This is a genomic window from Weizmannia sp. FSL W8-1119, assembly GCF_038008605.1.
GTDB classification, from domain to species: domain Bacteria; phylum Bacillota; class Bacilli; order Bacillales; family Bacillaceae_C; genus Weizmannia; species Weizmannia coagulans.
Window position 1 is genome coordinate 1,091,150 of the sequence record NZ_JBBOZL010000001.1, and the last position, 22,673, is coordinate 1,113,822.

Sequence of the window (22,673 nt, forward strand, 5' to 3'; positions counted from 1 at the left end):
ATTATGATAAAAATATAGTGTAACCTGAATTATTCACAGAAATTCAGAAACTTATTATAACTTATGGATTACCAAGCCTTTTCGGCTTTATTGTAATTCATTAAAAAAATGAAAAAAGAATCCATTTCTGTTAAAGTTAAAGTAACCAAAACAAAAACCAAACAGAAAGGACTCTTTATATGGTTACTTTAACGCAAAAAACACTTGATTTCAATCATAAAATTAAATTGTCAAATGATGGAGGTTCTCTTTCCTCCGATACAGGTGAGTTTCTTTTTAGAGAATTCGATGAAAAAATTGGTTTTTCAAAGACTTTAGTTAAGTACTTGAGACTTAACGATTCAAGGAAATATTATCTTCATTCAAATGAAAACTTGTTACGTCAAAAAGTCTATCAACTCATTGCCGGGTATGCGGAAGATGATGCGGCTGATCAGTTGACTCATGATCCTGTGTTTAAGGAAATCATTGAAACTCCAACACTTGCTTCCCAGCCCAGTTTGTCTCGCTTTTATACACGATTTGATAAAGATTCAATTGAACAATTAAATCTGGCTAACCAAGAAATGCTTGATAAGATTCATTGTTTTCGACAATCGAAAGAGTTATTTAGGGCTTGCTGAATAAGCAAAAATTCCAGATTTGACAAGGATTTTGGCTACTTTTGTCGAATATAAAGTGTAAGGATTTCAAAGGAAACACGTAAAAAACCTTGCACTTGGAGGCTGTTACGATGTACAAAAAGACCGAACATCAATTAACTTTTGTAGATGATTTTTTTCTACCATTCGGTGGGAAATTAAATAAAGAAAATCGCTGGGTCCGTCTTGCTGAAATGATTCCTTGGTGGATGGCCGAAGAAAAGTATGCCAAGTCCTTCAAGAAGAAATTCAAAGGCGAAAAGGCTTATTCTGTCAGAATCGCTCTTGGGGCTCTTTATATCAAAGAACGGCTTGGGCTGTCTGACCGGGAAACAGTCGAACAGATCACAGAAAACCCGTATCTTCAGTATTTTATCGGCTTGCCTGAATTCCAGGAAAAAGCCCCATTCGACCATTCTCTGATGACTCGTTTTAGAAAACGTTTGGGCGCAAATATCATCAACGAACTGAATGAATGGATCGTTCTGGAAGAACAAAAACGCCAATTGGAAGAAGCATCTAAGGAAAACGACAACAATGATGATCAGGATCACGACGATGACGATCATGATGATGAAGATCGTAATGATCATGATCATGATCGTGGCGATCTTCAGCCTTCCGGTTCCGATTCAGAAAAGCATTCAACTGAATCGGCTTCTCCCAAAACGAAGAACAGAGGAAAGCTCATTTTGGACGCAACCTGTGCACCGGCTGATATTGCTTACCCTACAGACCTCGGGTTGTTGAACGAAGCCCGTGAGAAATTGGAACATATCATTGATGTCCTGCATGAACCACACAAAGGGAAATTACGTAAGCCACGGACCTACAGAAAAAGAGCCCGCAAGGACTATCTTTCTGTCGCTAAGCAACGTAAAGCTGGCGCCCGGAAAATCCGGAAAGCTGTAGGCAAACAGCTCGGATATGTGAAACGAGATCTGGAGATCATTAAAAATCTTGTTTCCCAAAGCTCTCTGTCTCTTTTAAGCAAAGATGAATACAGGCAACTTCTCGTGATTCATGAACTTTACCGCCAACAGGCAGAAATGTACAAAAAGAAAACACACCGGGTTGACCACCGGATTGTAAGCATTTCCCAGCCACATGTCCGTCCAATTGTGCGCGGCAAGGCAAAAGCGAACGTGGAGTTCGGTTCAAAAGTCGCCATCAGTGTCGTAGATGGTTATGCCTTGATTGAGCACCTCGACTGGGAAAATTACAATGAAGGGACCACTCTCAAGGAATCTGTTGAAAACTACTACAACCGGTTCGGATTTTATCCGGAAGCGATCTTGGCAGATAAAATTTACCGAAACCGTAATAATCTGGCATACTGCAAATCTCTTGGCATTCGTCTGAGTGGGCCAAGGTTAGGACGCCCATCCAGAACGGAAGACAAAACCTTGGAACGCGTCGCAAGGCAGGATGCCTCTGAACGTAATGCCGTTGAAGGCAAATTTGGCGAAGGCAAGCGCAAGTATGGGCTGGGCCTTATTCGAGCACGCCTCCAAGAGACCAGCGAAACAGTAGTAGCCCTTCAATTCCTCATACTGAATCTGGAGCGCAAGCTCAGGGTTCTTTTTTTGAAATTTTTGCACAACACTATTTTATATTTTGATAATCGGAATTTGGCTTGTATCTGACCAAATTTGATTCGTTCAGCAAGCCCTATTTATCGACTTGGATTCGACTCATTCGGATACATATGGGGACCAAGAATCTTCGTCATATAATACTCATTATGGCACGATGGGTTTTCATCCATTAGTCGCCTTTGATGGTGCGACTGGTGACTTTTTGAAAGCACAACTCCGTCCCGGAAATGTTTATACATCAAATGGTGTGGTGGAATTTATTCGGCCTCTCATTAAACATTATAACGAAATGTTTCCGGAAACTACCCTGTTTCTTCGTGGAGATAGCGGGTTTGCTGTTCCGGGATTATACGATCTGTGTGAAGAAGAATCTGTTTTGTATATTATTCGGTTGAAATCGAATTCACAACTACAAAGTTTAGCGAAGGAATACCATCCTTCTTCCGCACCTTTAGATGTTTCCAAGACGGAAACCTATTATGAAGAAACGATTTACCAAGCAAAATCATGGTCAAAACCAAGAAGGGTGATTATTCAATCGGTACGTCCTGCAGGTGAGCTGTTCTTTACCCATTCCTTTTTTGTTACTAACTTTGAATTAGCTTTTCCTCAAGATATCGTCCGAGCTTATCAAAAAAGAGGGACGATGGAAAACTATATCAAAGAAGCAAAAAATGGCTTTTACTTTGATCATATGAATAGCCACGCTTTTCTAGTGAACGAAGTAAAAATGATGTTAACACTTCTTGCATATAATTTGACCAATTGGTTACGAACTCTTTGTTTTCCGGAAGGTCAAAAAACTATGCAAATTGATACGATACGTACTCGGTTAATTAAAGCGGCAAGTAAAGTCGTGAAATCAGGCAGATCCCTTTACTTCAAACTATCATCGAGTTTTGTGTATCAAAATTTCTTTTGGGATGTACTGAATCGAATTCAAAAGCTACAATTGGAATGACCAATAGAATACTTCTCATAACTGAAAAAATAAATTTTTCAGTCGAGGGGCAAGTATGCCCAAAATACCAGAGTTGTTCTATTGAAAATTCAGTTATTTTATGAATTGGCTACGGTTCTTAATTAAATACCGTTATTTTCAACTAATTTAACAAAATTTATCAAATGGGATTTGTAGCTATGAATATTTCAGGTGTAAGGATTAAATTGGTTCAGCTGAACACAATAATCCGAATAAAATCAAAAAGGGGATGATCAAAAGTGAAAAAGAAACTTGCGGTCATGGCGTTAGCAACAGGACTTCTTGCAGGTGGGGGATTTGTACAAGCGGGGACATCTTATTCAGGATATGATGTTATTGTTCCTGGCCACAATAGTAGTGCATTTACTGATAATCAAACAAAAAAAACAAGTAATGCTTCTGCAGATTTGAAAGTAAGCACTCTTGGTAAAGCAATGGATGCTAGAGCCCAATCTTATAGTGGAGGAACCGGAGCTTGGGTTCGTATTTCAACAGTTGGAGGCCCTTTCAAATTACCAAATAAGATTAAGTCAGGTAAGTCTACGAGAGTTGAATTTAGTTCGGATTTAACTCAATTAGTAGACGCAAAAGTAAAAGGTCAATGGAGAAGTAATTAATAAATTTCAAAACGAGAGTCGGTTATTTTACCGATTCTCGTCTGATATCTTTATGATGAAATATGTAAGTAAATAGATAGGAGAAATTGCGATGTTGGGACACCAAATAAAAGTAGAATTTAATAGAATTTTAAATGGAAAGCAGATTGTGAAATGGTTGCTTTTAATATTCGTATTTCCAACCATTCAATTTCTTTTAATTAAAGATAACTATGTCTATTATAGGCATTTGGATTTTTTTCTCCGATTGAACTCTAATTTTGTTCCTTTACTTTTCCCCATACTGATGACGCTCGTATATACAACGGAATATGTTGGGGAACAAAAAAATAATTTTATCCAATATACCAGGCTTCGCATCCCTCTATCTACCTATTTGTTAAGCAAATTAATAACAAATGCTATTTTATCATTTATAATCGCATTTTTTATTGTATTTATCCCATTTGTATTTGCAATGTACGTTGAACCTGTTTTAGGAATCGTTAAGTTATCTCCAACAGAAGGGAACCCGATTCCATATACAACGTTTGAGCAATTCCTTTCCCTTGGAACTTTCCCATACGGCATTATTTATTCGCTATGGGTGGGGCTAAATGGGTCAATGTACGCAACGATGGCTTTATTGTTTCTCATGATTTTAGAGAAACCATTTATTGCAATGTCCATTCCATTTATATATTATTTAATGACAAATTACATTATACAGGTTCTAGGACTTGACAGGTTTTCACCAGCTTCTACAATTTTTCCTTTTAGTATGGATCAACAACCGCTATGGACAGTTTTTGTTCCGTTTTCAATATTATTCCTTATTCTTGTCATTTTGGGTTTTTATTTAAAGGAGACGATGTATAAGCGTTATGTATAGTATGGTTAAAGGTAAAATCACGAATTTATTGGATGAAACGTTTAAATTCAGATGGATTATATTTGGTGTGATTTTATATTTGTTCGGTTCAAGAAGTAAAGCGCAACTTTATTATTTTTCAAGCCAAACGAAGCATTTAATGAATCAATGGGATATAATCAATAGTATGGTAGGTAATATTTACCTCATTATTTATGTAATTCTTCCGCTATTATTATTTCGCTCACTCTCTATTGTACTAAAGGATTTTGAATACACGGTTCTAATCAGAGTGGGCTCTTATCGACATTGGATTTATCGAACATTAGGGCAATTGCTTCAAACCTTCACTGTAATTGCGATAATTTGGGTTTTGGTTATTCTCATGATGCTCATTCATGTTCCTTTTTCAGTTGGATGGAGCGCATTTAGTGAATTAAATCAATCATTTAGCGAGTCGCAAATATTGGAGAAGTATATTGGTTTTCCTGTTTTAGCAGTACTATTGCACTTCCTTTTACTATTACAAAGTATAATAGCCATCCATCTTTTCTTGGCCATTCTGTATGTGCTGACTAAAAAGAAATATATTGCAGTATTTATTGCTATTGTAATATGGCTATATAGTGCGGCATCGTTTAGACTTCTGCCGGATCGTGCTTATTTATTCGATATAGCAAATTACTTAGTCTTGCATTGGGGCGTGGTAAGTTTCAGGAATATATGGGGACCTTTTGTTGTTGGATTTGGAACGGTTTCTCTGCTTATTTTCATTTTAAGCAAAATCGATTTGGACAAGCAAAATCCGAAGAAATTTTTCCCTAACTTGGTGTATGCTCTATTTACCATCCTCATTTTATTTATCCTATGGTCTGGGACGAGGACAAAAATAGCTGTCACGATTTGGGATCAATTTTTTATTCATTTTTTGGGAGGATCGCTAGAAAGGTTTAATCTAAAAGCGTTCTTGTCCTATTTTATTATTTACTTTGGGTTTGTTTTTTTCATTCAGTTGTCTTTGCAAAAGGAATTAAGTAACACCGGATATTATAAACTATTACGTTTTCAATCAGTGAATAAATGGTTTTGGAACTGGTTTAAGAAAATTCCCATTAGCTGCTTTCTCTATTTATTATTACTTGCAATATTGTCTTTAACTATTTCGATCGTTTCGGGCTTTTCCTTAAGTTATCAGATTACGCTTAACAAGACCATTTCAATTTATGAATTGTTTTATCACTTTTTTATTAATGGTTTTCTTCAACTTCTTTTTTATGCTTTATTCACATTTATTATAGCATGGTTAAGTAAAGAAACGATATATAGTTTTATCGCGACAAGTATATTCTCAGTCTTCATGTTTCCGGGTTTAAATAATTGGTTAATGATACCAGCTGGATTAAACAGTATGGGCTACATACTAGACAATCATTCAGTTTACAAGATCAGTCTTGTATTATCCATTTGGATCCTTTTGGGGATAGTGGTTATATTATTTTCCCTAAAAAGAAGAGACATAGATTTATAAAAAGGAAGTGGAAAAGATGTCACTCATTGAGATACATCAGGTAAATAAGTCACTGAAAGGACTGCCAATCTTCAGTAATTTAAATTTGAAGATTGAAAAAGGAAAGACTTATGGATTTGTGGGTCCCAATGGTTCAGGTAAATCTGTTCTTTTTAAGCTAATATGTGGTTTTATGTTTCCTGATTCTGGAAAAGTGATGGTGAACGGCGAGGAGTTGGGTAAGAATAAGCGCTTTCCCAGTGATTTTGGAATTATAATTGATAGACCGGGTTATATTCCAGGAAAGACGGGTTTTGAAAATTTGAAAGTACTGGCGATGATCCAAAACAAAATTAGTGACGAAAAAATTAAACAGACAATGCAACTGGTGGGATTACAACCTGAGGCAAAACAAAAATTGAAAGAGTATTCTTTAGGTATGAAGCAAAAACTAGCCATTGCCCAAGCGATCATGGAAGACCAACAAACCCTGATTTTAGATGAACCCTTTAATGCCCTTGACGAAGACAGCGTAAGAAATATTAGACAACTCCTCTTAAGATTCAAAGAAGAAGGAAGAACAATTTTACTTACAAGCCATAATCGCGAAGACATCGAATTGATATGTGATGAAGTTTATAAAATTCATAACTATCAACTGGAAAGAGTGAATTAGATTTGCGGTTCTAAATGGGATACCCATGTCAAAAAACCGTAAAACCCTGATTTTACGGTTTTTTGACGCATACTAACCCAACGCCTGCATGGTTAAAATAAGTTTCTACCAAAGTCAATCCAAATAAGCGCATTTGATATGCGCTTATTTGGATTGTTTGCGTTTTCTTTAAAAACGAGCGGTTTTGGACGAAAATGTTCACTTTTCGAAAAAATGGGGCATCGACTTTCATCATCTCTTCTAAAAAAAATCATTTTGATAAGAAAAAATGGAGATAAAAAGCCGGAAACAGGGTATATATGTTTCTACTTGGAAGATCATGAAAAGTCCTACGGTGTGATGTCAAGGGTTAAAAACAAGTGAATTGGAAATTTTGTTGGCTCTATGTCGTAAAAATGGCAATACTGAACTAAGCCTCCAGATAATTGGAATAATCTGGAAGTTTTAAGTTCAGGCTATCGATGATGGTTACCTGGTTACCTCATCGCGTCACCTTCTTTTTCGGCGCATAAATTTGATCGTTGCGGAGCAGCGCATCGATCAGGCGCACCAGTTTTCTTGCCGTTAAGACGAGGGCGCGTTTGTGTGAGTGCTTATGCACCTCACGATATTTCTTTTGGTAAAAGGCGCGGTACTCAGGTTCGTGTCGCCGGACCAGATTGGCAGCCTCAACCAGGTAATACCGGAGATAACGATTGCCTGTACGCGCAAGCATTTTGTCATCAGCCTCAAAATCACCCGATTGGTGGCGGGGCCAGAACAATCCAGCAAATTTTGCGATCGCGGCTTGGTCGTCAAAGCGCTCAATGTCGCCGATTTCAGCGAGAATCCCAGCACAGCTCACCGGGCCTATTCCCGGAATGGTCTGGAGGGTATTCGGGATTCCATCAAGAACGCGGGCAATCGCCTTATCCAAATCCTTGATTTGGCGTTTAAGATGCCGGATGATCTCAATAGAACTGCCCAGGACCAAGTCAATCGAATCCTCCACACATTTAGAAAGCCGGTAAGAGGACCGGGCAGCTTTTTGGATGGATGCGGCCAAATCCTCGGGATCGCTAAAGCGGCCATGGCCTTTGGTCTGGAGATACATCGCTAAGTCCTCCAGAGGCATTTGGGCAATTTCATCGAGGCTATAGGCCTCAAGCAAAAATTCCGTTATGGCATGGCCGAAGACCGATGTATCCACTTCAAGGTTAAAGGCACTGAATTTGAAAAACAGATGATTCAAAAATACCTGTTGTTCCCGGGTTAAACTTTGAATCAGGTGATAGCGCATCCGTGTTAACCGTTGAAGGGCAAGGTATTGTTCTGACTGAATCACGGATTTCGGCAATCTCCCGAAACGCAAGCGGTCCGCAATTACCCAGGCATCTTTGGGATCGGTCTTGTCCATCTCGGCATAAGCCTTTTTGAAATTTCTCACCAGCTTCGGATTCAGGGTAAACACCTTTGTACGACGCTGTTTCAGCTCGGGATCTTCATGGAAAAACATTGCCGGGTGCCAACTATACACAGATGTGGCCTCCATGGCGATCTGGATGGTGTCATCCGCCTCCGCATGTTGGAGGATGGCGTCTCTTAACTCAGAGGCACCGGGAAGATTGTTTGTCACCGTTTGGGTGGCCAACGTTTCCCCCATTCCATCCATCAGGCAGGCATCGAGGTTTTTGGAGCTCACGTCAATACCGACAAATAAGGGCATATGATTTCCTCCTCTCTGTATTGGGATCGATGGAATCGGACGCTTCGGGATATCCCCAGATGGCTTGCCGATCTGTCAGCCTCGCGTATGAGAACTCATCCGGGCCGTGGGCTGCCTGGAACTGCTCATTTCCAGCACGGAGATCCGGAGGAACGGCCTACGGGTTAGACGTTCAAGCAAGAACCTGGGGATGCAGACTTTTCGAGTAGTCAGGCTACAAGGAGGGGAAGCATTGACCCAAACGATCCTAAGACCATTATCCGGGAACATCGCGAAGCGTCCAAGTCCGAACTTGTATTCCGGGCGAGCCCGGAATACAAAATCTTATATTCACTTGTCAATGAGCAGCAGAATGAACTGGAAATTGACATCCACTTTGGATTTAAACTTATTATACGAGGAGGTTTTTGCATGGACCATTATGCCAGCCGGTTGGAGGAGGATCACGCCGGTATTCAAAACCCGGTCACGCAAACGGGAGAATTGCACCGAAAGGAAAAAATCGCATACGGTGCAGGGGACATCGGGTATAATTTTCTGTTTGACCTCGGGCAAATCTATTTGCTCAAGTTTTACACGGATACGCTCGGGCTTCCGGCTTCCATTGCAGGAATGGTATTTTTAGTGACAAAAATTTGGGATGCTTTTTCGGATTTTACCATTGGCACGATTGTGGACCACCGGAAAAAAATCGGGCCAAAAGGGAAATTCCGCCCTTTCATTCTATATACTGCAGTTCCGCTGGCGCTGATGACGATTACGAATTTTCTTTCACCGGATTTTTCATTAAATGGAAAAGTGATTTGGGCCTTTGCTACATACATGGCTTTCGGCACCATCTACAGCATTTCCAGCATACCATACGGTTCAATGGCTCCGGCAATGACGAAAAATCCTAACGAACGGGCTGAATTGTCCGCCTTTAGGCAGGCCGGCGCTAATCTTGGATTGCTCATTACGACAGTCGGTTTTATGCCGGTCGTCCTCCTGTTTGATAATCCGAAAATCGGATATCCGGCAGCGGCTGCGATTTTTGCAACGGCCGGCATATTGCTGCAAATCTATTCTTATAAGCATATAAAAGAGCGCCATGTCGAACTGGAACCGAAAAAAACAAGCCATACGATAAAAGACAGCTACAAGGCGCTTGTTAAAAACGGGCCCCTTTTCATTGTCAGTCTGGTCAATTTATTTACCATTTCAGCTTATAATGTGAAACTGGCTGTCCAGGTGTATTACTGCCAGTATGTCTTGCATAATGTCACGATCGTTTCCTATATGGGATTTTTCAGTATGGGCTGCGCATTTTTCGGGATTGCCCTCGCTCCTTTTGTTCAACGAAAAATAGGGAAGAAGTACACGTATATGTTCGGTTGCGCCATTTGGGCAGTTGCCGATCTGCTTGCTTTGTTTTTTGCCCATAATGCCGTTCTGTTTATTGTATTTGCCTGCCTCGCCTTTTTCGGAAACGCTTTTGTCAACAGCCTGAACTGGGCATTGATTTCCGACTGCGTGGAATACGGAGAATGGAAAACCGGAAAGCGGACGGAAGGTATTGTCTACTCCTTTTTTACATTCTTTCGCAAATTGTCACAGGCTGTCGCCGGGTTTATTCCCGGGTTTGTGCTGAGCATTTCCGGATATGTGCCGAATGCCGTCCAGTCCGCAAGCGCCATTTTTGGTATCAAAGCGCTTATGTTTATCTATCCGGCAGCACTGTCCATTTTAACGATTGTTGTCTTCGGCTTTTTCTACCGCTTGACGGAAAAGAAATATAAAGAAATCGTGGCGGAGATGAATAGCAGGTAATGCAGGTTGAAGGTCAATTTGGGGAGTATTTTCAACAAAAGCTGGCTCTTTGTTTTCCTACACATGCCGGCTTGCGGCCAGATTCATGTCTGTATTTTCTGCCTTTTCTCTAACGGCTTGGGCATCCCTTGTCCATTTTAAATGCCAAGGGATGCGTTTTTAAACATCATAATGATCATCATCGTTGCCCTTTCCCTTAGATGCTTCTTCCAATTGGCGTTTTTGTTCTTCTGGAACGATCCACTCATTCAGTTCGTTGATGATTTTTGCATTCAAACGCTTTCTAAATCGAGTCATCAAAGAATCAAAAGTAGCAGAAATCCTTGTCAAACTTGAAGTTTTTGCTTATTCAGCAAGCCCTGTTTACTTTTCTTGATAGTATTTCCTGTATACGTTAGGGGTAATATTTTCATATTTTTTAAATGTCTTAATGTAGTATCCTGGTTCGTTGAATCCCAATTCATCACTAATTTGTGCAATAGATAGGTCTGTTTTCTCTAACAATGGTTTAGACCATTCTATTTTTTGAAGGGATATAAAAGTAGAAAAATTAATTCCCGTTTCTTTCACAAATAACCGGCTGAAATAACCGGTGCTGATGTGGCATAAACCGGCTAACATTTGTTGCGAAAATTTTTCGCCTTTATTTTTGAAGATATAGTCAAAGGCAGGTTGTAATGTTTTGTTTTTACAAACAAGGTGATCATTGAGCGCTGTTTTTACATAAGCGCTCGTAACCGTATTTGCCAATTCTTTTTTTATATGTTGAATATTATCTAAAGAATATCCGGTTGCAACGTCATCCATTGCAGCTTTTTCTTTAAGCGGAGCTATTTTCTTATACGCTTCTAAAATTAAATTTTTATTCATCGCCTCCTCGACGATATAGTTGGACAGGCGATAGAGCATTTGAGCAGCTTCTTTAATTTCGGAATAAGAGAGAATCGGGATTGAATCGTATAATCGATTTATCTCTTCTTTCTGATCAACTTGTGCAAGTCTTTTTGCCGGAACGGTTAGCATTTGTTCAAGCGTTTGCTGTTCTCCGCTGTCAGCGAGCCTCACTTCTCCCGCCATGATAGCGCCTACATATTGATCATCAACAATAATCGGGATGGCCATGTCGATAATATTCCAATGACATAAATAGATATAAGGAGCATTTGTTCTGACAGCTTCCAGGCCTCCTCTGGCATCACATTTTTCACAAAGCTTTGCTGTATTTGGATTGTCACGCATCATTTTACAGAAAGGGCGAACATCACTATGATGCGTAATGGGTGTTCCTTTATAGTCAACGGTGATGATCGCCAGTTTTGTAACAATGGAAAGAGAATCTTGAAGTTTTTTCCACTTTTTTAAATCCAGTATTTTATCCAAATTCATGTAACTCGTATTCATCGTGTTTCTCCCTCTCTTATTTTTAATGGAAAAACAGGTTTGTGTTCGAAGACAGAGATCATCCGCTGAACATGAAGTTAAATATTACAAAATTGCCCGAATATCAGAACGTACATCATAAGATTGAAATGATATATAACCAGTCTCTATATCAAAATAATACCACTTTAATAGGAAAAGCAAAATAATACTATGAATAATTGTAAAAAGTCGTTATTTAAGTCCAATGTTTTCCCGGGGGAAGGATGGTAAGCTTAATTTGTGTAAGGGATTACAAAATTTGATTTGGAGGGAATATCCATGAGAAAAGCATTTATTAGTCCTACCAAATATGTCCAAGGCGAAGATGAAATTTTAAACTTAGGTTATTTTGTGAAAACATACGGTACCTCAGCATTATTAATCGCACATCCAGATGATGCAAAACGGGTAAGGGAAAAATTGGATGCAACGGCAGAAAAATTTGGCATTACATTTATAGAAAGCGGATTCAATGGCGAATGTTCGCGACAAGAAATTGCCAGATTAAAAGAAGTGGCGAAAGAAAACAAATGTGACTGTACAATCGGTTTAGGCGGCGGGAAGGCGCTTGACACATCAAAATGTGTGGCAGAGGGAGATGCATTAATCATTGTGCCGACGATTGCAGCTACAGATGCGCCAACCAGCCATTCTGCAGTTATGTATACACCGGAGGGGGCTTTTGATGATTACGCATATTTTAAACAAAGCCCGAGTGTCATCTTAATTGATACGACGGTAATTGCCCATGCGCCAACCAGATTCCTGGTTTCCGGAATGGGGGATGCGTTGTCCACTTATTTTGAAGCAAGAGCAACAGCACGCTCTTTTTCTAATGTGAATGCAGGTTTACCTTGTGGCGTCAGGGAAGGCTTATGTCCGCCAGCAAAAGGAACAAATGCAGCATTGGCGTTAGCCACACATTGTTATCAGACATTGTTAGAAGATGGGCTGAAAGCGAAAGCTGCGAGCGATTGTAATACCGTAACGCCAGCCTTGGAAAATATAATTGAAACCAATATTTTATTATCAGGATTAGGTTTTGAAAGTGGCGGATTGGCAGGCGCACATGCGATTCATGATGGTCTAACAATTTTAGAAGGAGCGCATGCGTATTATCATGGTGAAAAAGTAGCTTTCGGTACATTGGCACAGTTAGTACTGGAGGACGCACCAAAACAGGAAATTGAAGAAGTATTAAATTTCTGTTTGGCAGTAGGGTTGCCGGTTTGTCTTGCTGATATTGGAGTAGACCATATTACGCAAGAAGAGTTAATGGAGGTTGCCAATAAAACTTGTATCCCGGAAGAATCCATCTATTCTATGCCATTTCCTGTTACACCAGAGTCAGTAGCAGCAGCAATCATTGCGGCTGACAAAATCGGAAGCGATTATAAAGCTGAAAAATTGCAGAAAGCGTGATCAATAAGGAAAAACTTTAAAAATATCAGCCAGGCAATATAAGCATGCATGCCTGAAGCATGCATGCCCGCCTGTGCTTAAAATGTTCCATTTTACATATAAAGAGACGGGGGAGCAGCCATGAAAAAAATTTTGAATGACCCGAAAAATGTGCTTGATGAAATGCTGCAAGGCTTTGTGTATGCAAATGAAGACAAGGTCGGACGAATAGAAGGAACCGGCGTCATCTACCGCAAGTATAAAGATGAAGGTAAGGTCGGGCTGGTGAGTGGCGGAGGCAGCGGCCATGAACCGAGCCATGCCGGTTTTGTAGGAAAAGGCATGCTGAGTGCGGCTGTCTGCGGGGAAGTGTTTACTTCGCCAACGCCGGATCAGATTTTTGAAGCGATAAAAAAAGCGGACCAGGGTGCCGGCGTATTTTTAATTGTAAAGAATTATACGGGTGATGTGATGAATTTTGAGATGGCCGAGGAACTGGCTGAAATGGAGGACATCAAAGTCAAAAAAGTGATTGTTGATGATGATATTGCCGTGGAAGACAGCACCTATACAGCAGGAAAACGCGGAGTTGCAGGAACTGTGCTAGTCCATAAAATTCTCGGGGCCGCGGCTGCATCCGGCTATTCTCTGGAAAATATCAAAACATTGGCAGACCGCTTAGTGCCAGCTATTAAAACGATCGGTGTCGCGATTTCTCCGGCAACTGTCCCGGAAGTCGGCAAACCGGGTTTTGAATTGGGGGCAGATGAAATGGAGTACGGTGTCGGGATCCACGGCGAACCGGGTTACCGGCGCGAAAAAATCAAGCCGTCAAAAGAAATTGCACATGAACTGGTTACCCAGCTGAAAAAAGCATTTGATTGGCAAAAAGGCGACCATTTCGCTTGCCTTGTCAACGGGCTGGGTGCAACGCCGCTGATGGAACAATATATTTTTATCCATGATGTGCAGGCCATACTGGAAAAAGAGGGGCTGGTTGTCGATTTTAAAAAAGCCGGGAATTTGATGACGTCCATTGATATGGCAGGCCTCTCGCTGACCCTTTTAAGATTGGAAGACGCGTCTTGGGCGGACGATTTAAAACAGCCTGTAGAAACGCCGGCATGGGTGTAAAAAGGAGGAGTTACCGGGATGTTAACAGTAGATACTGCCGTTGATTGGCTGAAAACCTTTGCGGCCCAAGTGGAAGAACAAAAAGCATATTTGAGCGATTTGGATTCCGCAATCGGGGACGGTGACCATGGGAGTAATATGGCACGCGGCACGAAAGCGATGGCGGAAAAACTGGAGGAGGGCGGTTTTAAAACCGTCCAGGATGTATTCAAAACAGCTGCGATGGCGCTGTTGAGCAAAATTGGCGGCGCATCCGGACCACTTTACGGATCGGCGTTGATCGCGATGGCCAAACAAGCCGGTGAAACGGAAACAGATGTAGCGGGTATCGTAAAAGCAGGCCTTGCCGGCATCCAAAAACGCGGGAAGGCAGAGCAGGGCGAAAAGACAATGGTTGATGTCTGGATCCCGGTCTGTGAAGCACTCGACTCAGGGAACTTGTCAAAAGAAGTAATCCAAAGCGCCGTCGCCCGCACCAAAGACATGAAAGCGACAAAGGGCCGGGCTTCTTATCTTGGCGAACGGTCTGTCGGACACCTGGATCCGGGCGCTGTATCGAGCGGTTATTTATTTGAAGCACTCCTGAAAGGCGGGGTACTTCATGCGTAAAAAAGCTTGTGGCATTGTTGTCGTTTCCCATATTCCGGAATTGGCAGCAGGGGTTGCCCGTTTACTGGGCGAAGCAGCCAAGGATGTTTCGATTACGTATGCGGGCGGTACAGATGAGGGTAAAGTGGGCACCAGCTTTGAAAAAATCTCGGCAGCGATTGCGGAAAACGAAGCCGATGATCTATTCGGGTTTTACGACCTCGGCAGCGCGAAAATGAACTTGGAAATGGCTATAGAAACGTCGGACAAAAATATCCGGCTCATGGATACCGCCTTCGTAGAAAGTGCTTATACTGCCGCCGCGCTGATCCAAGCTGATGCGGATGTGGAGGCTGTTCTTGCACAGCTGGATCCGCTAAAAGTGAAATAGCGAAGGGACAGGACAGCCATTTTGAACACCCTTTCCTTGGGAGACATGAATAAAGTGAAACTTCCCCCACTGATCGTTAGTTGAACCAATCGGACTTTACAGGCAGTTGATCTCCCACCTATTTTTTCATACCTTTAATCTTTAGGTGGAAGCCTTATTGTCCGATAAGAGGTGGGATAAACCAAACTGGAGGTTATGACATGTACGATTTTTTTATGCCGAATGTTAACTATTTTGGTCGCGGTGCCGTAAAAGTAACCGGGGAACGTTGTAAAATTCTTGGAGCCAAAAAAGCTTTCATTGTAACGGATCGATTTTTGAACAAATTAGATGGCGGGCCGGTAGAAAAAGTCATCGCAACATTAAAGGAAGCGATGATTGATTATGTGATTTATGATGGAGTTGAACCCAATCCAAAAGATACGAATGTAGCAGATGGACTAAAGGTATATCAGGAAAATCATTGCAACCTCATTTTAACCGTTGGGGGCGGCAGTGCACATGACTGCGGGAAGGGAATTGGTATTGCTGCCACTCACGAAGGAGATTTATATGAGAACTATGCCGGAATTGAAAAATTAACACATCCTCTGCCTCCTATTATTGCTGTAAACACAACCGCAGGAACAGCAAGTGAAGTAACACGCCACTGTGTGCTGACGAATACGGAGAAAAAGATTAAATTTGTTATTGTTAGCTGGAGGAACACGCCGTTAGTATCTATTAATGATCCGGAATTAATGGTAGGAAAACCAGCAGCCTTAACTGCAGCAACAGGAATGGATGCCCTAACTCATGCGGTTGAAGCCTATGTATCACTTGGTGCAAATCCAGTAACAGATGCTCAAGCCATTCAAGCGATTCAATTGATATCGGAAAATTTGCGCCAAGCAGTCGCTTACGGTAAAAATATTGAAGCACGTGAGAATATGGCAAGTGCTTCTCTGTTGGCTGGAATGGCATTTAATAACGCAGGTTTAGGTTACATACACGCGATGGCCCATCAATTAGGCGGTTTATATGATATTCCGCATGGCGTTGCAAATGCAGTATTGTTACCGCATGTTGAAAAGTTTAATATTATCTCTAATCCCCGCAAATTTGCTGATATCGCTAAATTTATGGGTGAAAATATAGAAGGGATTTCCATTCGTGACGCCGCAGATAAAGCCATTGATGCAATTAGAAAATTATCTGAAGACATTCATATTCCTTCTAATCTGCGGGAATTAGGAGTAAAGGAGAAAGACTTCAAATTAATGGCAAAATTATCCCTTGAAGATGGGAATGCACTTAGTAACCCCATTCAAGGAAACGCGCAAGATATAATTGATATCTTTAAAGCAGCTTACTAAAATATGATTTTGATCGTGAAAGAAATTCGGGGATATCTCCTTTTTTGATTGCAAAAAAATCGCGGTAAGACGTGAATTGTGGTCATGTCTTACCATTTTTTTGTTCTCTAACTGAAGTTCCAATACTATAGAGCGTTTGTCTACATTTACCATAAAAATTCCCCACCCTTATGGAATCAAAGCGCTGCTAAACATAAGCAGGAAATCATTTTTTCGAAGATAATGGGTAATTAAATGTTGAATCTCCGTAAAAAAAGACCGAAACGCCATCCATTTAATTTAAAAAGGCTGCCACTTTAATTTCACTGCTTCTTTGAAACGATTCTCCACCTCTTGCCAATTGACAACATGCCACCAGTTTTCAATGTATTTCTTTCTTTCGTTTTTGTATTGGAGGTAGTAGGCGTGTTCCCACACATCCAGAACAAGTAGCGGTATGACATCCCATTGGCTGAGATTTTGATGTTTTTCAGCCTGCAGAATTTCAAGCCGCCTTGCACGTGGGGACCAGACCAATATGGCCCATCCGACACCTTCCACCTGATTTGCTGCCTCTGAAAAATGTTTTTTAAATGGAACAAAGCCACCAAACGTTTGTTGAATTTTTCTCTCTAAATCTCCCTTCGGCTCCCCTCCGCCATTGGGGCTCATTATATTCCAAAAAAGGGTGTGCAAATAATGGCCGGCACCGTGAAAAGCAGCTTCTCTTTCCCATGCTTAAGGAGCCCGTAGTGATTGGTTGCCCGGGCTTTTTGCATTTCTTTTTCTGCTCTGTTTAAACCATCCACATAGCTTTGATGATGTTTATCATGATGCAGCCTCATTATTTCACGCGCGATATAGGGTTCCAATGCATCATAAGCGTACGGAAGCGGCGGAAGGGTATGCCCGCCAATTGGTACCACATCCTGCAGGGCCGCTGCACCGCCATTTCCATCCGACTTAGCAGCACTGCTTTTTCCCAAAAAAGAATTGAATTGCGTATACAATTTGTTCGCCCGGTTGTAAATATCTGCATACTGCAAAGGTTCTTTGGTTGAAAGAAGTTTTTGGAATTCACGGAGATTTTCCTGCCATTCATCCAACCTTTCTTTCTGGATGTTTTCCCGCAATACATCTTCGGATTTATGAAAAGTCTTTTCGATCTCTTCACTCCACTGTTTTAATGACGCTCGATATTCTGACAATGAAGGCCCTCCCCATTATTAGTCGTTCATAATATATGCCGGATAACGGAAAGGTTGAATGCCTTTCAAACATTCAATCTGTAAGAACAGGCTTCTGATTGCGCAAGGCGGAACCGCTTGACATTTTCATATCGAGATCGTTTTGATAAATGGAGATTGTTTTTTCATTAAATTGTAGAAAAGGAGAGCAGAAAGGATATTGCTATTTTTTTAAAAAAGAAATACCATTAGCCTTGGTATATGTTGGTAAGCGGGGAGTATTCATATAGAAAGAAGGTTCATCACATTTTGGACACACATTATGTTCCATCAAGATTTAACGTATTATCCCGTACGGATGATCATGGTATGATTTTATACAATAGTTATACAGGAGCTATTGTCAGTTTTTCAGAAGACGAAAAGCCCGAAGTCATGGCTTGTCTGAAAAGGGCCGGGATTACGGAATTGGATTCGGATGTTAAAAAGTCTTTATATGATCATGGTTTTATCGTTCCCGGCCATGTGGATCAAAAACGGAGGGCATTGTTCCTGCATGAATCCATGCACCGAACAGATATGATGCACCTGATTCTGTTGGTAACGGAAGCCTGCAATTTCCGTTGTACATACTGTTATGAAAAATTTGAGCGCGGGAAAATGAAACCCGGGATTGTTAATGGTGTAAAAGCACTCGTAAAAGACAGAGCCGGCACATTGTCAAACTTGCATATCAGCTGGTTCGGCGGTGAACCGCTGTTGCAAATGCCTTTAATTGAGGACTTGTCCCATACGTTTTTATCCATTGCGCAGGAAAACCAGATTCAGTATTCTGCCGATGTTGTCACGAATGGCTATTTTTTAACAAAAGAAGCATTTGAAAAATTGCTTTCCTGGAATGTCCGGCAGTTCATGGTGACCATTGACGGTGTTGGTGAAATGCATGACCGGACCCGGCATCTGGCTGGCGGCGGCGGTACTTTTGATCAAATTATCGAAAACCTGAGGGCGGTAAAAGAATGTAGTGCGGATTTTGATTTCACGATCCGCGTGAATTTCGACCAGGAAAATATAAAGGAAGTCAGCAATCTGATTGCCTGCTTAAAAGCCTACTTTGCACATGATAAGCGCTTTGGCCTCTTTTTCCATCCGGTGGGCAGATGGGGAGGGGAGCATGATGATGAACTTCCGATTTGCAACCACATTATTTCCAATCAAAAGATTTGGGAATTTACCGAAGAAGCTGTCGATGGAGGGCTTGGCATGAGTTCCCTCATATCAGGATCCATGATGCCAACTGCTTCCGTCTGCTATGCAGCCAAACCAAATTCATTTGTGATCGGTGCTGACGGACAATTATATAAATGTACGACCTGCCTTGATGAGGAGATCAATAAAGTGGGCAAACTCCATGAAGATGGCAGCTTAGCAATTGATTTTGACAAACTTGCCACGTGGGTAACATCAGGAGAAGAAACCGACTCCGGCTGTCAGTCATGCTTTTTCCGGCCGGCATGCCAGGGAAACCACTGCCCGTACTACCGGATGTTAACCGGAGAAAAACCTTGTCCATACGAAAAGAAAAATATGAGAAAAGTATTATCTCTGATTTGGAAGGATAGTTTACAAGAAACATCATACAGTGTTCCGAAGTTCCGTCTCATCTGAATGAAGCGGTGAAAGGTGGTGAGAAAGAATGAAAGTGATTCGTCCTGCAAAATCTCCTGTTGAAAATGCTGCATCCGGCAGAATTATGAAATCCATACCGGGAAACTTAAAATAAGTTGGTTCCCGACCTCAATGGGTGCATTATCTGTATCATATTAATGCAGTAAATGTGTCCAATGTAAAAAAGAAACCTGTTACAGCAGAATCTATGTCTGACAGGTTTCTTTTTTATAGTTTCAACAGGAAGAAAATGAGTTTAAACACATAAGAGCGGATAGTGGGGTTTTGAGAGGGGGTATGCATGAAAGCCTACAGCGCGAATGATTCAATAATTTTTGTCCCACTCACCGATGTAAGGCATTTTTCAATAATTCTTGTTTTTCTGTCAGGTCAAAATTCATGGGCTCAGCCTCCTAAATCATTAGTTTTATGATCACTCGAATCAGCTAATCTATCCCCAGTGATGATCATCAGCCCGTACATCGCTTGGATGATAAAGTCATAGCCAGGCAAATCTTTGTACGGACCCGTTTCCCCAAACCCTGTGATTGAACAGTAAATGATTCCGGTTTACAGCCAAAGGCCCAGGAGAATGGGGAAAGATGCTCGGCGATCGCACTCACGACAGCAATATTGGGCCGTCTCCTGCATTGACGTGAGATTTTTCCCTTCAGCCTTTATTGCCAGCACTTAAAAAATCTCCGTTAGTTTCAAGTTCGGATAGCACAATATGCGTAACTGTTCCAGCATAAGTTGTTACTGCATTAATAAACTCCTCTGCATCAGACAAATGTTTTAATCGCAGTTTTACTATGTAACAAGCACTTCCTGCAATTCGATAGCAGAATTCTGCCGTAGGATAATCAGAGATGAACTCTTTAAATTTTTTGTAATCCCCATACCTTAAAGTTACTTCTACAAAACATTCAATTTCATATCCTAATTTCTTATAATCTAATTCAATAGTATAATTTTTAATAATACCGAAAGATTCTAATTTCTTTACTCGCTCAGCTACAGACGGTGCAGAAAGGTGAATACGTTTTGAGATTTCTCGCATAGACAGTCTAGAATCGTTCTTTAGTATATTTAATATTTCTCTATCAGTATCATCAATTTTCAAATGGAAAGAACCTCCTATCCGTTTTGTGCTAAATGTTAACTATCCTATGTAAATAGCTTAGTACATTTAATATTTCTTTGTCAATTCCATCAATTTTCAAATGAAAAGAATCCCCTATTAACTTTATGCTAAATGCTAACTATCATTTGTAAAGAGGTTACAGATGAAATACCAAAGTTTAGATGTTTTATTTATAATTATATATAGAAAAACACGATATGTTAATTAATTTAATATGATATATTAACATAGGGCTTGCTGAATAAGCAAAAATTCCAGATTTGACAAGGATTTTGGCTACTTTTGTCGAATATAAAGTGTAAGGATTTCAAAGGAAACACGTAAAAAACCTTGCACTTGGAGGCTGTTACGATGTACAAAAAGACCGAACATCAATTAACTTTTGTAGATGATTTTTTTCTACCATTCGGTGGGAAATTAAATAAAGAAAATCGCTGGGTCCGTCTTGCTGAAATGATTCCTTGGTGGATGGCCGAAGAAAAGTATGCCAAGTCCTTCAAGAAGAAATTCAAAGGCGAAAAGGCTTATTCTGTCAGAATCGCTCTTGGGGCTCTTTATATCAAAGAACGGCTTGGGCTGTCTGACCGGGAAACAGTCGAACAGATCACAGAAAACCCGTATCTTCAGTATTTTATCGGCTTGCCTGAATTCCAGGAAAAAGCCCCATTCGACCATTCTCTGATGACTCGTTTTAGAAAACGTTTGGGCGCAAATATCATCAACGAACTGAATGAATGGATCGTTCTGGAAGAACAAAAACGCCAATTGGAAGAAGCATCTAAGGAAAACGACAACAATGATGATCAGGATCACGACGATGACGATCATGATGATGAAGATCGTAATGATCATGATCATGATCGTGGCGATCTTCAGCCTTCCGGTTCCGATTCAGAAAAGCATTCAACTGAATCGGCTTCTCCCAAAACGAAGAACAGAGGAAAGCTCATTTTGGACGCAACCTGTGCACCGGCTGATATTGCTTACCCTACAGACCTCGGGTTGTTGAACGAAGCCCGTGAGAAATTGGAACATATCATTGATGTCCTGCATGAACCACACAAAGGGAAATTACGTAAGCCACGGACCTACAGAAAAAGAGCCCGCAAGGACTATCTTTCTGTCGCTAAGCAACGTAAAGCTGGCGCCCGGAAAATCCGGAAAGCTGTAGGCAAACAGCTCGGATATGTGAAACGAGATCTGGAGATCATTAAAAATCTTGTTTCCCAAAGCTCTCTGTCTCTTTTAAGCAAAGATGAATACAGGCAACTTCTCGTGATTCATGAACTTTACCGCCAACAGGCAGAAATGTACAAAAAGAAAACACACCGGGTTGACCACCGGATTGTAAGCATTTCCCAGCCACATGTCCGTCCAATTGTGCGCGGCAAGGCAAAAGCGAACGTGGAGTTCGGTTCAAAAGTCGCCATCAGTGTCGTAGATGGTTATGCCTTGATTGAGCACCTCGACTGGGAAAATTACAATGAAGGGACCACTCTCAAGGAATCTGTTGAAAACTACTACAACCGGTTCGGATTTTATCCGGAAGCGATCTTGGCAGATAAAATTTACCGAAACCGTAATAATCTGGCATACTGCAAATCTCTTGGCATTCGTCTGAGTGGGCCAAGGTTAGGACGCCCATCCAGAACGGAAGACAAAACCTTGGAACGCGTCGCAAGGCAGGATGCCTCTGAACGTAATGCCGTTGAAGGCAAATTTGGCGAAGGCAAGCGCAAGTATGGGCTGGGCCTTATTCGAGCACGCCTTCAGGAGACCAGCGAAACAGTAGTAGCCCTTCAATTCCTCATACTGAATCTGGAGCGCAAGCTCAGGGCTCTTTTTTTGAAATTTTTACACAACACTATTTTATATTTTGATAATCGGAATTTGGCTTGTATCTGACCAAATTTGATTCGTTCAGCAAGCCCTAACATAGTATTTTTTAGGATTCTAAAGATGTTTCTTCAAAGTCTAATAACGTTATTAGCATAAAAAACTTTAACTGGAGGGGTAGAT

At 41.0% G+C, this 22,673-nt stretch carries 17 protein-coding genes and 4 pseudogenes; 15 read left to right on the forward strand and 6 right to left on the reverse strand.

Annotation, left to right across the window (positions count from 1 at the left end; genetic code table 11):
* Window positions 1-179 precede the first annotated feature (179 nt).
* From NSQ19_RS05180 to NSQ19_RS05210, 7 genes and pseudogenes are all read left to right on the forward strand, one after another.
* Window positions 180-611 (forward strand): annotated as a pseudogene (locus NSQ19_RS05180) (transposase); the annotation flags it as partial.
* A gap of 122 nt (window positions 612-733) precedes the next feature.
* Window positions 734-2,287, forward strand: coding sequence for an IS5 family transposase (locus NSQ19_RS05185; RefSeq protein WP_265114716.1), 1,554 nt, complete (start codon window positions 734-736; stop codon window positions 2,285-2,287).
* Window positions 2,288-2,312: 25 nt separating this feature from the next.
* Window positions 2,313-3,200, forward strand: a pseudogene (locus NSQ19_RS05190) (IS1380-like element ISBco1 family transposase); the annotation flags it as partial.
* A 260-nt stretch (window positions 3,201-3,460) separates the two neighbouring features.
* Entirely contained in the window at window positions 3,461-3,838 is a 378-nt protein-coding gene (locus NSQ19_RS05195; protein ID WP_133536744.1) for a hypothetical protein, read from the forward strand.
* 91 nt (window positions 3,839-3,929) lie between these two features.
* Entirely contained in the window at window positions 3,930-4,709 is a 780-nt protein-coding gene (locus tag NSQ19_RS05200) for an ABC transporter permease (RefSeq protein ID WP_340702515.1), read from the forward strand.
* A gap of 1 nt (window position 4,710) precedes the next feature.
* Window positions 4,711-6,216, forward strand: a complete 1,506-nt coding sequence (locus NSQ19_RS05205) for a permease (RefSeq protein WP_340702516.1) — start codon at window positions 4,711-4,713, stop codon at window positions 6,214-6,216.
* Between the two features lie 16 nt (window positions 6,217-6,232).
* Window positions 6,233-6,871 carry an ABC transporter ATP-binding protein gene (locus tag NSQ19_RS05210; protein WP_133537679.1) on the forward strand — a complete coding sequence of 213 codons (639 nt, stop codon included), beginning with the start codon at window positions 6,233-6,235 and terminating at the stop codon, window positions 6,869-6,871.
* A gap of 481 nt (window positions 6,872-7,352) precedes the next feature.
* Here NSQ19_RS05210 and NSQ19_RS05215 read toward each other — a convergent pair whose 3' ends face one another.
* Window positions 7,353-8,576: an IS110 family transposase gene (locus tag NSQ19_RS05215; protein WP_340702498.1), complete on the reverse strand. Its 1,224-nt coding sequence runs from the start codon at window positions 8,574-8,576 to the stop codon at window positions 7,353-7,355.
* Window positions 8,577-8,987: 411 nt separating this feature from the next.
* On the opposite strand from NSQ19_RS05215, the gene NSQ19_RS05220 reads away from it, so the two are divergent.
* Entirely contained in the window at window positions 8,988-10,385 is a 1,398-nt protein-coding gene (locus NSQ19_RS05220) for an MFS transporter (RefSeq protein WP_340702517.1), read from the forward strand.
* Window positions 10,386-10,544: 159 nt separating this feature from the next.
* Here NSQ19_RS05220 and NSQ19_RS05225 read toward each other — a convergent pair whose 3' ends face one another.
* Both NSQ19_RS05225 and NSQ19_RS05230 read right to left on the reverse strand, forming a co-directional pair.
* Complete coding sequence (locus NSQ19_RS05225; RefSeq protein WP_218832535.1) at window positions 10,545-10,682, reverse strand: hypothetical protein; 138 nt, start codon at window positions 10,680-10,682, stop codon at window positions 10,545-10,547.
* A gap of 66 nt (window positions 10,683-10,748) precedes the next feature.
* Window positions 10,749-11,786 (reverse strand): PocR ligand-binding domain-containing protein, encoded by a 1,038-nt coding sequence (locus NSQ19_RS05230; protein ID WP_340702518.1) that lies wholly within the window; start codon window positions 11,784-11,786, stop codon window positions 10,749-10,751.
* A gap of 300 nt (window positions 11,787-12,086) precedes the next feature.
* Here NSQ19_RS05230 and NSQ19_RS05235 point away from each other — a divergent pair, with 300 nt between their 5' ends.
* From NSQ19_RS05235 to NSQ19_RS05255, 5 genes are all read left to right on the forward strand, one after another.
* Window positions 12,087-13,229, forward strand: coding sequence for a glycerol dehydrogenase (locus NSQ19_RS05235; protein ID WP_026684549.1), 1,143 nt, complete (start codon window positions 12,087-12,089; stop codon window positions 13,227-13,229).
* A gap of 120 nt (window positions 13,230-13,349) precedes the next feature.
* The gene (gene dhaK / locus NSQ19_RS05240) at window positions 13,350-14,342 is read left to right on the forward strand and encodes a dihydroxyacetone kinase subunit DhaK (protein ID WP_026684550.1); all 993 of its coding nucleotides are present in this window, start codon (window positions 13,350-13,352) and stop codon (window positions 14,340-14,342) included.
* Between the two features lie 18 nt (window positions 14,343-14,360).
* Window positions 14,361-14,951 carry a dihydroxyacetone kinase subunit DhaL gene (gene dhaL / locus NSQ19_RS05245; protein WP_110133936.1) on the forward strand — a complete coding sequence of 197 codons (591 nt, stop codon included), beginning with the start codon at window positions 14,361-14,363 and terminating at the stop codon, window positions 14,949-14,951.
* The gene (dhaM, locus tag NSQ19_RS05250) at window positions 14,944-15,321 is read left to right on the forward strand and encodes a dihydroxyacetone kinase phosphoryl donor subunit DhaM (protein WP_110133937.1); all 378 of its coding nucleotides are present in this window, start codon (window positions 14,944-14,946) and stop codon (window positions 15,319-15,321) included. The genes dhaL and dhaM overlap by 8 nt, the downstream gene beginning before the upstream one ends.
* A gap of 200 nt (window positions 15,322-15,521) precedes the next feature.
* On the forward strand, window positions 15,522-16,676 hold the full coding sequence (locus tag NSQ19_RS05255) for an iron-containing alcohol dehydrogenase (RefSeq protein WP_026684553.1): 1,155 nt from the start codon (window positions 15,522-15,524) through the stop codon (window positions 16,674-16,676).
* A 279-nt stretch (window positions 16,677-16,955) separates the two neighbouring features.
* On the opposite strand, the pseudogene NSQ19_RS05260 reads toward NSQ19_RS05255, so the two are convergent.
* Window positions 16,956-17,863, reverse strand: a pseudogene (locus NSQ19_RS05260) (superoxide dismutase).
* A gap of 348 nt (window positions 17,864-18,211) precedes the next feature.
* Here NSQ19_RS05260 and NSQ19_RS05265 point away from each other — a divergent pair.
* Window positions 18,212-19,510, forward strand: coding sequence for a radical SAM/SPASM domain-containing protein (locus NSQ19_RS05265; protein ID WP_340702519.1), 1,299 nt, complete (start codon window positions 18,212-18,214; stop codon window positions 19,508-19,510).
* 453 nt (window positions 19,511-19,963) lie between these two features.
* Here NSQ19_RS05265 and NSQ19_RS05270 read toward each other — a convergent pair.
* Together NSQ19_RS05270 and NSQ19_RS05275 are read right to left on the reverse strand one after the other, a co-directional pair.
* Window positions 19,964-20,074: pseudogene (locus NSQ19_RS05270) on the reverse strand (CoA transferase); the annotation flags it as partial.
* Window positions 20,075-20,180: 106 nt separating this feature from the next.
* Window positions 20,181-20,633, reverse strand: a complete 453-nt coding sequence (locus NSQ19_RS05275; protein ID WP_340702520.1) for an Lrp/AsnC family transcriptional regulator — start codon at window positions 20,631-20,633, stop codon at window positions 20,181-20,183.
* A 372-nt stretch (window positions 20,634-21,005) separates the two neighbouring features.
* Here NSQ19_RS05275 and NSQ19_RS05280 point away from each other — a divergent pair, with 372 nt between their 5' ends.
* Window positions 21,006-22,559: an IS5 family transposase gene (locus tag NSQ19_RS05280; protein ID WP_340702521.1), complete on the forward strand. Its 1,554-nt coding sequence runs from the start codon at window positions 21,006-21,008 to the stop codon at window positions 22,557-22,559.
* The last annotated feature ends 114 nt before the right edge of the window (window positions 22,560-22,673 follow it).